Raw genomic sequence first — 13,350 nt, 5'->3', positions numbered from 1 at the left:
ATTTCAACAGTATACTCATCAGGCCCCTCAAACTAAATCGCAAAAGAAAACACTATCTTCTTATCTGATGAAGATAGTGTTTATTATTTTATATCTATTTCGCACTTGGACACGCAACATCCACATCCTAAGATATCGGACATGATTGGTTCTACAGCATCTAACTCATTTAATCTCAAAATACCACCGAGATTAAGGTTTATAGGGGTTTTCTGGTCTTAAAGGGCCAATTTCCATATATTTTAGCACGATCTTTTCTTCTTGCTTCTCTGCCTGGTTTAACTCTTTACTATCTTTAACCACTTTGACAGGCGGTTCTTTATCGTCTTTATATATAGGGATCAACTCAAATTCAGGTTTAAAGGTTTTCTTTTTGATGTTAACTGGGGCAGTGATATAGTAGTCTTTGTATGTATCAAGAACGACCTTTTTCTCTTTATGATCATCAATAATATAAAAGCGTTCTTGATTTCTTGCTTCAATTAAACCGTTTGACATAGAAGATACACAGGCGAATACGAGGACAATGATGATAAATAAAGCGATACTAACAGGACTCTCCTGAAGCTCTTCGGCTTTTTTATCATACCTTCCCAACTTATTTGCACGACGGATCAATATAGTAGCAAGACAAAGAAGGAAGATAAATAAAAACAACGTACCTTTTCCAGTTATATCAAAGTTAGTTATTACCGCAAAAAAAGGAAATGCAATCCAAAAGACATACTTCATCAAGCGATCTTTAGTGAAAAACCATAAAAACAATATGATCAGATAAAACAATACAATTAACAAATTCAAACCTGGTTTTAATAGCGTAAACAACGAAAAATCCATATAATACAGCGGAATAACCAAATAATTCTTGAAACCTACTTGATAACAAAAAGTAATCACATACCAAGAGATAATAAACCCACCAATTAATAACTCCACCCCGATCAACTGCTGCCACCATGTCCAACCTAGAAACCCGTTTCCATTCTCTTGCTGATTCATTTGCTGGCTCCCGAATCTCCCTGCATTCCTTGCAGCTTGTGCCATTTGTCGTTGCCTCATTCTTCTTTTTCTCGCCGCTGGATAAAACATACCCTTCTCCCTTTCATTTTTATATCAGAATACTATGAAATTAATAATAAGAAAGCAACCCTCCCCCTCTCCCTCAACCCTCTTTTCTGGTCAGCTGGTATCTAGGGTGTGTCTGGCAAATCAAGTTGGTGGGGAAGAAGCGACGGAAAAACCTTTTCTTGAGGAGCGCCTCGCCACGCGTGAAGCGAATGAGAAAATGGTTTTGCAGTCGCTGGCCTATTCATCAGACACACCCTAGTCAGGATACCTTGCTTCTTCATGAGAGCTTCAAATAGGACGGACAACCACCTCTCTCCTACTGTTTCCGCTACCTAGTTGTGCAATATTGACATCAAAAAAATTGAATGTTATAAAAATAGATGCTTAGCACTCGTCACCATCAAGTGCTAACAAAGCTTTCTCACCTGCTAATTTTCTAGATTCAAAGGAGAGAATGAGCATGGAAAAGAAGCAGTTTCAAGCCGAATCAAAAAGACTGCTGGAAATGATGATCAGTTCGATTTATTCACAGAAAGAAATCTTCTTAAGGGAGTTAATCTCCAATGCCAGCGATGCCATCGATAAGATTTATTACAAAGCGTTAACCGACCCTAAGTTGGTCTTTAATAAAGAGGATTATTATATCAAAGTGATTGCCGATAAAGAGAACCGTACACTAACCATTCGCGACACCGGGATTGGCATGACCGAGGACGAGTTGGAAAACAACCTTGGCACCATCGCGAAGAGTGGTTCTTTGGCATTTAAGAAAGAACACGAATCCCAAGATGGGCACGAATTAATCGGCCAGTTTGGCGTGGATTCTATTCTGCCTTTATGGTGGCAGACAAAGTGACCGTGATTAGCCGGGCTCTTGGCAGCGATCATGCCTTTAAGTGGGAATCTACGGGGACAGATGGATACACGATTACGCCCTGTGAAAAAGCTGAGGTCGGCACGGATATTATTCTCAAGATAAAGGAAAACACCGAAGAAGAGAACTATGATGCATTCTTAGAAACGTACCGATTACAAGAAATCATCAAAAAGTACTCGGATTTCATCCGTTACCCCATCAAAATGGACGTGACTGTCAAAAAGCTCAAGGAAGGCAGCGAAAACGAATTAGTAGATGTTCAGGAAGAACAGACCATCAATAGCATGGTGCCGATTTGGCGTAAGAATAAAAACGAGCTGACTCCTAAGGATTATGAGCAGTTTTATAAGGAGAAGCATTACGGTTTTGATAAACCCATCAAATATGTGCATCTCAACGTCGAGGGTACGGTAACATATCAGGCGATCCTGTTTATCCCTGAAACCATCCCCTTTAACTATTATACAAAGGAATACGAAAAAGGGCTGGAACTGTATTCCAACGGTGTATTAATCATGAATAAATGCGCTGACCTGCTTCCTGACCACTTTAGCTTCGTCAAAGGGATGGTCGATTCCGACAGCTTATCGCTGAATATCTCTCGCGAGATGCTACAGCATGACCAGCAATTAAAGCTGATCGCCAAAAATATTGCGCGTAAAATCAAGAGTCAATTGCAAAGCATGCTAAAGGATGAAAGGGAAAAGTATGAGCAGTTTTATAAATCCTTTGGCAGACAATTGAAATACGGCGTTTATAGCGACTTTGGTGCCAACAAAGAAACGCTGCAGGATTTGTTGCTGTTCTACTCCTCTAAAGAAAAGAAACTCGTCACGCTGGACGAATATGTATCGAGAATGCCAGAAGATCAGAAATACATTTATTATGCCACCGGCGATTCCATCGAACGAATTGAAAAGCTTCCGCAAACCGAGCTCGTCGCTGACAAAGGCTACGAAATCCTATACTTTACCGATGATATCGACGAGTTTGCTATAAAAATGATGATGAGTTACAAGGACAAGCCATTCAAGAATGTATCAAGTGGCGATCTGGGAATCGAAGCCGAAGAACAAGAGACCGATCAAGAAAAGCAGGAAAACCAAGAGCTATTTGCATACATGAAAAACCAATTATCGGGTAAAGTGACGAATGTAAAAGCTTCTAAGCGCCTTAAAAACCACCCCGTCTGTCTGTCTTCAGAAGGTGAAATTACCATCGAGATGGAGAAAATATTAAACGCCCAGCCTAACAACCCGAATATAAAAGCAAATAAGGTCTTGGAGATTAACATCCACCACGAGGTTTTCCAAACGCTAAAGGATGCGTTTGAAAAAGATAAGGATAAGCTAAACCTGTATACAAACCTGCTTTACAATCAAGCGCTCCTAATCGAAGGATTGCCGATTGAAGACCCTGTCCAATTTACGAACGACATGTGCAAAATCATGGTTTAATAAGCTAAACATCGTAGCACAAAGCTCCCCATCTGATAACGGGGAGCTTCATTATGCTATCACAGATTTCTGCCCATTCTTACTTTCCACATTGCTTAAATCTCCATCCGTAAAGCCATCCACCCCCACGCATGGTTTCCAGTCCGTTCCGTCTTTCTTCCAACAGTCAGCCGGAATGCATTCACGCCGTCACCTTTTTTCTCCCCAAACGATTCGCTCCGATCACTCCGGCGATGATCAGTGCCGAACCGATGAGATGGTGCACCGTGATTTCTTCTCCCAGAAATATGGCTCCAGCGATAATGGAGACGACGGTCCCTAGATTGGCGAAAACACTCATTCTTGAAGCTTCTATTTTTGACAAGGCGTAGTTTGCAGTCAGCGCTGTGACAAGTGAGGACAATACACCCAAGTAGAGAATGGAAACAACAAAGGAACCACTGGTAAGCGGGGCTAAAAGGAGGTCAAGCGTGCCGTCGGCCACATGAGTGGTGATTGAAACCGCCGAAAAAGAGACGAATCCGATTCCCAGCATCACATAACTGATTTCTGTCGGGCTGTAAACCCGCAAAAGCGACCGGACTAATACGCTGTAACCGGCAAAAGCCAAGCTCGACATGAGCAATAAGAAAATCCCGGTGAAATTCGAGAAATCGAAGTCTGCTCCCTTCATAACGAAGATCAACACAACGCCAGATACCGACAAGAAGATCGATACCTTCTGAAAGAGTGTTGTCACTTCCTTCAAAAAAACGGAGGCCAGTACCATGGTCACGATCGGTGTAAAGGCGTACAAAATACCTCCTTCGGCTGACGAAGCGTGTTGCAATCCAAACGCTTGAAAGAGAAAGAATCCAACTGGGTACATGGTTGCCAGCAACAACAATGCTAAAAGCTTGCCGCGGAACTTAAATTTCACCCAGCCGAAAGCAACGGGAATTGACATCACCACAAACGAAACTGCAAACCGGTGCATCAATGTGTCAACCGGGTTGGCGTGTTCAAGCGCCACTTTGGTGAACAAAAACGAAAAACCGATGATTACCGCATTCAACACGGCACATAAGTAAGCGAGTTTCAATCCGCTTTCGTTTTTCATCGTAGCTTCTCCCTTCTGTAGGTTGGCAAAATCATTTTGGAAATGAATCATCCGTTATATAAAAAGTATGGTAAATGGCCATTCCAAACAATGTCATTTTGGCAAAACTGTATCGATACAGTTGATTCGGTCAAGATATAATAATCAGTGAAAAGCAAGATCTGCCAACTCCGGAGGGAGCATCGTGAAAAAATATTTATCTATTCTTTCCGATATAGAACAAAAAATCATGGAAGGAGAATACCGTCCGGGCCAAAAGCTACCTTCCGTACGCAAGGCGGCAAAGTCGTACGGATGCAGCATCAGTACAGTCACCCGGGCATACGCAGAACTAGAAAAACGGCACGCGATTTACTCCATCGCGCAAAGTGGTTATTATGTAGTCGGACAGTCAGATTCTTCAAGCGACACCGCGAGCGACCTGATCGATTTCGCTTCCGCGTCACCTGATTTCACTGTGTTTCCGTATCTCGATTTCCAGCATTGTTTAAATAAAGCGATCGATATTTACAAATACCACCTGTTTACATACGGCAATTCAAAAGGACTGGAAAAGCTACGCCATACGCTTGTCTCCCATTTGGCAGACAGCCAAGTGTTCGCTCATGTGGAAAATATCTCCGTCACTTCGGGCATCCAGCAGGCGTTGGAAATTTTGGCGAAGATGCCGTTTCCTAACGGGAATTCGGTCATCTTGGTCGAACAGCCAAGTTACAATCTGTATCTGCATTTCCTAGAGGCAGAGGGCATACCCGTTTGCGGAATACGACGCACTGCGTCAGGAATAGATCTGCGGGAATTAGAGGAGAAATTTAAAAGCGGCAGCATCAAATTTTTCTACACCATGTCGAGATTTCACAATCCACTAGGCACCTCATTTACCACGGAGGAAAGAAAAACCATCGCCAGTTTGGCCGACAAATGCAACGTATTCGTTGTAGAAGACGATTACATGGCTGACTTGGGCCAAGAACGGAGCTTCAACCCAATCTACGCGTACAGCCAAACGTCACGCGTCATTTATTTGAAAAGCTTTTCAAAAATCATTTTCCCAGGTTTACGATTGGGAGCAGCCGTAATCCCGGAACAATTGTTAGACATGTTTTACACTTACAAAAATTACACCGATACCTCGCTTTTGTCCCAGGCAGCGCTAGAAGTATACATCAAAAGCGGCATGTACGAGCGACATAAGCACAAAATTTCCAAGCAATATGCAACGCGAATACAGTTGCTGAATGAAGCGGTACGGCGGCACAATGATGCGGGATTGATTGAAGTATCGGACGTCAGATACGGGGTCTATGTACAATTTAAACTACCGATCACTGTTAATCTCGAACGTCTGACACAACGGCTTGCGGCACGGAAGATCAAAGTGGTATCCAGCAAAGGATTTTATTTGTCGGGATACTTGGAGCGAGAGAAGTTTTTGCGGATCAGCATTTCTCGGGTACAACCGGAGAAAATCGATGAGGGGGTCAAAGCGATCATTGAGGCAGTAAAGCAGGAAAACTGGTAAAACCTCTGCACCACTCAGCACGCTTAAATAGATTAAAGAGCAAGGAGTCATTGCCCCTTGCTCTTGTGATTTTCACTTCATGTATTTACTTCGATCTGCCCTTAATGCATGTAACATCTTTTCTTTTTCCATGATTAATGAAAACAATGGAGAGTCCGATCCAATGCCTGTATAAAGAGCAATGGTTTCAGCCAGCCCTTTTTCTTTGATGTCTTTCTGAATTTGGACGGCTTCCTCATCGTATTCGTAATTAAAATGGAATGCCGCAGCAATACCAATGCACAAATGCTCAGGAGTTACACCCAAGTTTAACAATTGAACAGCAGGGCCGACTAAACGGTCGTTGGGTCCCAGCTTTCTTATTGGTGACCGGCCGATTCTCGTCACCACATCAGAAAGATAGGGATTAGAAAAGCGGTACATAATCTTTTCAATATATCTTTCTTGTTCTTCTGAGCTAAAGTGATATTTGGTTGTTAGCAGGCGGCTGGTTTCCATAAGCGCTTGTTTGGTTGTGTTTTGGATAAATTCATCTCGCAGGGCCGCAGCAATCGCCTTATATCCAAAATAATATCCAAGATAAGCAGCCGTTGCGTGACCGGTGTTTACCGTGTATAGTTTGCGCTCGATATATGGCTCCAGGTTTGGGACATAGTCGACTCCCTCAATCGGAGGGACTTCTCCTACCATGTTGGCCCGTTCAACCACCCATTCATAGAAAGGCTCAACAGCAACACGAAGTTTGTCTTCATGCTTTTGCAATGGGACGATTCGGTCTACCGCCGCATTCGGAAAACCAACGAGTTCATCCACTTTTCTTTGATCTGCTTCGCTTAAATGCTGATAGACGTATTCTTTTAGCATAGAACTTCCGCCAATCGCATTTTCACAAGCAATAATATTGAGCGGTTGTACATTTTTATTAACTCGTTCTGCCAATCCTTTTGCGATGGTTGGGGCAATTAATTTTAACACATTGGGACCAACCGCCGTTGTCACCAGATTTGCGTCCATCATTTCTGCCGCTACGGCGTTTGCATCTTGCCCGTTGATGGCTCTAACTCCGCTCACATGAATTTGTTCATTCCCGTCATCAGCAATTTCCACTGTATATTCTTGTCTCCGGTTGATTTCATCCACCAACTCCGAAACCACATCAACAAAGCAAACTTCATATCCGGCACGGCTCAATAAGGCGCCGATAAATCCTCTGCCGATATTTCCTGCCCCGAAATGTAATGCCTTCACCTTACATTCCTCCTTCCAAAAGGGCAATCAATTCTTCGGCAGATTTGGCTTGAATTAATTTCTTCACGTTTTCTTCGTCAGCGCAGATGATAGCGAGATTGGAAAGTATCTCCAGATGCTCATCACCCACCGCAGCGATGCCGATCACCAGATAAGCTGTATTGCCATTGCCAAAATCGACTCCGTCGGGAATTTGCACAATCGAAATGCCAGTGGAGCGAATCCATTGTTTGGCATCGTTTGTCCCATGAGGAATGGCTACTCCGTTTCCAATATAGGTTGTCAGATCTTCTTCCCGCTCAATCATTTTGCCGATATATTCTTCAGAAACATGATTTTCTTTAACCAACAATTTTCCAGCTAACTCAATCGCTTCTCGTTTCGTCTCCACATTTTGGTTTAAGATGATTTTATCTTTAGATAAGATCCCCATTAAACTCACTCCTTGATGTTCATTTTTTCTGAGCAAAATCGATACAAGTGTTGCACAAAATATTGCCTGATTTGGGACTGATCATGGGATTCAAGAACCCGGTTGGTTTCCGGTTCGATTAACAATGCACTGATTTCACTTAAAACAGCTATCGCCTCATTCGGGATCGACACCGGACTCAACAATAGAAGAATCTTATCGATCTCAACCGTTCCTTCATCCATCGATTTGATTAGAATCGGCTCACTCAGGACATGCATGGTAAAAGAGGGTTGGGTCACCTGATCGTTTCGACAGTGAAACAGCCCCAGCTTGGCGTCAGGGACCCCAAGACCTCCTTGCTTCTCTCTTTCAAGCAGCTGGTGAACAACCGGTTCACTTTGAATAATGACACCTTTGCTCTCCAGTATTTCGCATGCTTGAGAAAGAATTTCTCTTTTGCTCAGGCTTCGATTCTCTATTTGTAATAAGCAAAAGTTCTTCATCAAATCAATGGCATGGCCAAGTAAAGAGTGCAATGATTCAAGTTGGTGCAAGCTGTTTGGCTGGGATGTTTGCTGGGCTTTCCCGCTCGTGACAGGCTCATACTTCCTTAAAAACGAATAGATCTTTTCAATCTCTTTGTCTGTCAGCATAGGGCTCACCCTGATATATTCCTCAGGCTTTTTGGATGGAATGGGTATCGTGGATACGATAAAGTCGTATTCACTCTCATCGATGTTGTTCAGCTCAAACACCGACACATTCCGTCGCACCTGAATCTCGGGAATGGAGCTTGCCAGACGGCTGGCCAACATTTTCGAAGAACCTATCCCACTTGAACATACGATCAGTACACGAAAACGCTTTTTGGGCCGCGATGCTCTTTCCAAAGAGGAGCCGATATGCATAACCAAATATCCGATTTCTTCATCTGGCACCTGCAATCGAGGGAAAAACTCTTTCGCTGCTTGCTTAACAATTTGGAATAAATCAGGGTAATCCTTTTTGATGATATCAAGCATCGGATTACGAATCTTCATATTTCTCTTCATTCTGTGAATTGCCGGTTCTAGGTGGGTGATGAGATCGTGTAGCAATGAACGATCCTCACTTAGATTTACTCCCACCTTTTCTTCACAAAAATGAATTAGATTCTTGGCAATCGCAATTAATTCGGCGTTGGCATCTTCCGGCGATCCGATTTGCGAAAGCCTTAATTTGGCCCCTCTTAAATGCATGGTGACAAAGCCGATTTCATCCACTGGAATGGGAAGGCCAAAAGAAGATTCTAGTTGCGCCACGATCTGTTTAGCAACTTGATATTCAGGTGTGCCTTCAAGTTCTTTCAAATAATCGGGGTCGATTTTGATTTTCTCTCCTTTGGTTATCCGTTCAATCACCAAAGAAAGATGGATGACAAGTCCAATAAAAGCGCTGTCGGCCAAGGGATACGAAAGAAGTTCGCTGATGTTGCGCAATGTGTTTTCAATAGCGATCAGCTTTTCTTTGGGAATCAAGTTGAGCAATCTTTCTGATGCAGTATCCGTTGTTGTAACGGGCTTATTTTGAATGTTTTCTTTCAATAGCTCCATGAGCTGCGACTCGTTTAGATTCTCAAAGATTAACGCGCTGATCGCTTTTCTTTTTGATGCTTCAGCACCAGTAATTTCAATCCCATATCCCCGCCTTCTGACCAATTCAAGGTTGAACTGCTTAATCCAATCATTGAGATGATCGAGATCATGGCTAATTGTGGCGGGCGTCACTTTTAAATCATAAGCCAGCGATATGATTTTCACCGGTTCTTTGGCTTCTAATAGGGTGCATAAAATAACGGTTTTTCTTTCCGCCGGCGTGTATTCAATGGGAGTGATCTCAGACAAAGCTTGCTTCAGCTCATTCAACTTCTCTTTATTCCCTTGAATGATCAGCCCTGTTCCGGCCTTTTTCTTCAGTTTTAATCCATGACTTGTTATCAGCTTATCAAGCTCATCCAGTTCCCGGTGAACCGTACGGGAACTGACTTGCACTTCTTCCGCGATTTTCCCGATCGTCACACCATCAAGCTCTCTTAGCAAGATTTCAAGAATATGGCGCTGTCTAGAGGAAATATTCATAATCCCTTACCCCGATTTGCACAAAGAGATAAATTACTGGCATGGTGCAAGTGTTTTATCCTTTATTTTGCTCACTAAGCCGTTTGGTCAATTCATCATACTTCGGGTTATTTAAGAAATTGTCGACCGAGATGTGCTCAGCATGCGGAGCTTTGGCTTTGGCGCGATCGGTTAACGTCACTTGGGTAACGACAATATCTGCATCTTCCGGAATATCATTAATGGCGGTATTCGTCACTTCCACAGTGACATTGGCGTCCTTGAATTTTTTTCGCAGAATAGAAGCTCCCATCGCACTCGAGCCCATTCCCGCATCACAAGCAAACACAACTTTTTTAACTGAAGCACTTTCTTTCTGTTGCACAGCATTCTGTTCCACAACTTCACTTTTCTTGCCTTTCAGTTCTTGCATCTTTTCAGCGGCTTTAGCAAAGCCCTCTTCATCGGCGCCCGACTTGGATTTCAGGAACACAGCGGCGACAAGGAAGGAAACAACCGTGCTCACAGCAATACCAACCAATACCGCAAGGAGACCACCTTTAGGAGCCAGCGCGATCAAGGCAAAGATACTTCCGGGAGATGGTACAGCAACCAGGCCTGCATCCAACAGTTGGAAAATGAACACACCACTCATACCACCGGCGATTACCGACAGGATTAAGCGAGGGTTCATCAGGATATACGGAAAATAAATCTCGTGAATACCACCCAAGAAGTGAATGATGGCAGCTCCTGGAGCTGATTGTTTCACAGAGCCTTTACCGAATAACCAGTAGGCCAGCAAAATCCCCAAACCAGGTCCTGGATTCGGTTCAAGCAAGAAAAAGATGGACTTGCCAATTTCTGATGCATCTTTTAGCCCCAAAGGACTCAGTACGCCATGGTTAATCGCGTTATTGAGGAACAATACTTTTGCCGGTTCGATAAATATACTGGCCAAAGGCAGCAACCCTGCATGGACAATCCATTCAACACCAGACCCTAGCAATTGAGTTGAAGTAGCCACCACAGGCCCGATGGCAACATAGCCCAAAATGGTTAACATCGCACCGATAATTCCCGCCACAAAGTTATTGACCAGCATTTCAAAACCTGCGGGAATTTTTCCTTTAAACAACCCATCAACCAGCTTGATCACGACGCCACCCAGCGGGCCCATGATCATCGCGCCCAAAAACATCGGAATATCCGTACCAATGATGATCCCCATCGTAGCAAGGGCCCCCATCACACCGCCTCGAACGTCGTAAATCATCTTTCCGCCTGTATAACCGATGAGCAGAGGCAACAAGTATTTGATGGTCGGCCCAACCAGCTCAGCCAATTTTTCATTGGGAATCCATCCCGTTGGAATGAATAATGCAGTAATCAGTCCCCATGCAATAAATGCCCCAATGTTTGGCATTACCATTCCGCTTAAAAACCTACCAAATTTTTGTATACGGACACGAATGTTTGTGTTGTTTTCAGCCTGTTTCACAGATTCACCCATAACCTAGCTCCTTTCTAACTTTAAATGATAAAATAATTATTCCCTCGTCCATATAGTAAAGCGGTTCCATGCCTACTTCAACAAAATGAAAACATAACTTCGTCATCCCCAATGTTGACAAAAATAAAATGACGCTCATTTTTAATCCATTTCTCCCAAGGGCGAATGATTCAATCAAGAGTTAGGAAGTACGATGAAATCGTTCACTGTCCACTTGTATCAACAGGCATATGTTGTCCAATCGTGCCAATTACATTTCCAAAAGCAACACCCTCGGCTCTTGAATTACCGAGGGTGCTAATTTGCGTTATGTAATTATTTAGACCTATTGTTTTGAAAAGGGATGTCGGATAGATTCCAAGGAACGAAGTTGTTGAAAACTGATCACCATATAGGTGCAGAACTTTGCATCTTCCAAAAACAAAATCTCTTTCCCAATATCACTATGGATTCAACTAAAACTTTGCCAAGTACACATTATCGGCTGATGACATCAACTTTCAATACCACTATGGTTACAACTAAACCCCGTATGTGAACATCAGTCATTTCAAGCATTTTCATTATAACAAAAACCAAAATAATCTGTGAACCGTTAATGATGCAAAAACCCCGGGAGGTTCACAGACTTTTTAGTACTGGGTTTGTGCTCTCCATTTGCAAACCGTGAGAAGTTGTTGGCGCATTCGACAGTGAAGAGGATCATACCATTTATCCCGGTTATAACATTTGTCGGCTACATAGCTGGGACATTACCATATTCTTTTTTTCGCTTGGGCGAGATAACCTCAGCCTGCGGTAAGTTGATTTTAGAATCACACAGACACTTAAACAACCTCCTCTGATTCATTCAGAGGAGGCCAAATAACCAGCACCATTGAGAGAGATTCATCTAATCCTCGATAATAATCAAGTTATTATTCATTAATAGTACTAGCTAGGAATACACTGTTCGTAACTCCTGCCGCACCGTCTGAGCCAACTTTGCCTAGACATGGATGAGCCAGTGTTGTACTTGGCCCTCGATCCGGAGAATTAATATGATGTTAAATGAACGTCACTTGCCTATATTAAAGCTATCCTTAATTTCTCTTAATAATTTACCAACCTCTACTTCTTGTTCTAGATATATATCTGTCTAAAAGCACCTATTACGTGGCAAAAGTCATCATAATCCCCTACTTCGTTTGAAATAGATAACCATTGCTCAAATGGACTCCAAAATCATTAAGTTATGTGTTTATATTTAAACTCTCCTTAATTTCACTTAACAGTTTGCAAACCTCTTCCTCTTGCTCCGGAAATTTTTTGATATATTCTTTACTGTGATCAATAAGACAATTATAAAAATCCTTAAAACTCAAATAGCCCATTGTATCTTCTTCCGCCGCAGGATAATCTTTAATTAAAGATACTTCATCTTCTTTACAACGATATTCCTCCCATTCATCAAAATCATCATGAAATAGAATCCTGACACATTCTATTCCAAAACCTGTTTTATCTTTAAATCTATTTAATGCATTAATGAAATAACTTTCTCCAATAAACCAAAAATAAAATTTCATAAAATCCTTTTTTTCTTTCTCATCATCAAAGATTTTATAGATCTGCTCCTTGTTATTGTACATACATTAAATCCTCCCTATTACCTCGATAATAATCAAGTTATTAATTAAACGTAGGAAAAAAGTTTGTGATTTCCCCTTGATCATTGATAAAACCTCTAAATTTCATTCCATTTTGGCTAAAGCCTGTAACTACTCTCCCTTTAATTCTTTTCATTTTAAGGCCTTCTTCCATCGCCTCTTTTCCCCATTGAATCATTTGAGCATCAGTATAAACGTTAGGGTCATACACAGTTTTAGGCGTTGGTATTACTTTATATTGACCAGAGGGGATTAGTTTTCCATCTGGACCATAAGTTAAGGATGGAATCCTATAATATACTTCATACAAACCGGGAAAAGTAGGATGTTGCTGTTTACTAATTATTAAATTGCTCGGATCCATACCTGTTGTTTCCAATGTTTTATAGAAGTCATGCATATTATG

Annotated in this window: 10 protein-coding genes and 1 pseudogene; 3 read left to right on the top strand and 8 right to left on the bottom strand. The window is 42.2% G+C overall.

Features of this window, described 5'->3' with window-relative positions; genetic code table 11:
* Positions 1–192: 192 nt before the first annotated feature.
* Positions 193–1,089 carry a hypothetical protein gene (locus tag CLV36_RS12810; protein WP_106342908.1) on the bottom strand — a complete coding sequence of 299 codons (897 nt, stop codon included), beginning with the start codon at positions 1,087–1,089 and terminating at the stop codon, positions 193–195.
* A gap of 106 nt (positions 1,090–1,195) precedes the next feature.
* Here CLV36_RS12810 and CLV36_RS17915 point away from each other — a divergent pair, with 106 nt between their 5' ends.
* A complete protein-coding gene (locus CLV36_RS17915) occupies positions 1,196–1,327 on the top strand; it encodes a hypothetical protein (RefSeq protein ID WP_281257258.1) in 132 nt (43 codons plus the stop codon).
* Between the two features lie 201 nt (positions 1,328–1,528).
* A pseudogene (gene htpG / locus CLV36_RS12800) lies at positions 1,529–3,402 on the top strand (molecular chaperone HtpG).
* A gap of 181 nt (positions 3,403–3,583) precedes the next feature.
* Here htpG and CLV36_RS12795 read toward each other — a convergent pair.
* On the bottom strand, positions 3,584–4,501 hold the full coding sequence (locus tag CLV36_RS12795) for a DMT family transporter (RefSeq protein ID WP_022739010.1): 918 nt from the start codon (positions 4,499–4,501) through the stop codon (positions 3,584–3,586).
* A gap of 184 nt (positions 4,502–4,685) precedes the next feature.
* Here CLV36_RS12795 and CLV36_RS12790 point away from each other — a divergent pair, with 184 nt between their 5' ends.
* The gene (locus CLV36_RS12790) at positions 4,686–6,023 is read left to right on the top strand and encodes an aminotransferase-like domain-containing protein (RefSeq protein ID WP_054096350.1); all 1,338 of its coding nucleotides are present in this window, start codon (positions 4,686–4,688) and stop codon (positions 6,021–6,023) included.
* Between the two features lie 72 nt (positions 6,024–6,095).
* On the opposite strand, the gene CLV36_RS12785 is transcribed toward CLV36_RS12790, so the two are convergent.
* The 6 genes from CLV36_RS12785 to CLV36_RS12760 form a co-directional block, all read right to left on the bottom strand.
* Positions 6,096–7,271 (bottom strand): mannitol-1-phosphate 5-dehydrogenase, encoded by a 1,176-nt coding sequence (locus tag CLV36_RS12785; protein ID WP_106342906.1) that lies wholly within the window; start codon positions 7,269–7,271, stop codon positions 6,096–6,098.
* Position 7,272: 1 nt separating this feature from the next.
* Positions 7,273–7,704, bottom strand: coding sequence for a PTS mannitol transporter subunit IIA (locus CLV36_RS12780; RefSeq protein WP_106342905.1), 432 nt, complete (start codon positions 7,702–7,704; stop codon positions 7,273–7,275).
* 5 nt (positions 7,705–7,709) lie between these two features.
* Positions 7,710–9,803 carry a BglG family transcription antiterminator gene (locus CLV36_RS12775; protein ID WP_106342904.1) on the bottom strand — a complete coding sequence of 698 codons (2,094 nt, stop codon included), beginning with the start codon at positions 9,801–9,803 and terminating at the stop codon, positions 7,710–7,712.
* A 55-nt stretch (positions 9,804–9,858) separates the two neighbouring features.
* A complete protein-coding gene (locus CLV36_RS12770) occupies positions 9,859–11,295 on the bottom strand; it encodes a PTS mannitol transporter subunit IIBC (RefSeq protein WP_106342903.1) in 1,437 nt (478 codons plus the stop codon).
* A 1,232-nt stretch (positions 11,296–12,527) separates the two neighbouring features.
* On the bottom strand, positions 12,528–12,926 hold the full coding sequence (gene cdiI / locus CLV36_RS12765; RefSeq protein WP_022739214.1) for a ribonuclease toxin immunity protein CdiI: 399 nt from the start codon (positions 12,924–12,926) through the stop codon (positions 12,528–12,530).
* Between the two features lie 40 nt (positions 12,927–12,966).
* Positions 12,967–13,350 (bottom strand): CdiA family toxin C-terminal domain-containing protein (locus CLV36_RS12760; protein ID WP_181353026.1); only part of this gene is annotated, 384 nt, incomplete at its 5' end.

Origin of the sequence: Laceyella sediminis, assembly GCF_003003125.1 — a bacterium.
Taxonomy (GTDB): Bacteria; Bacillota; Bacilli; order Thermoactinomycetales; family Thermoactinomycetaceae; genus Laceyella; species Laceyella tengchongensis.
Note: the sequence above shows the minus strand (reverse complement) of the source record. Positions and strands in the feature narration are given on the sequence as shown.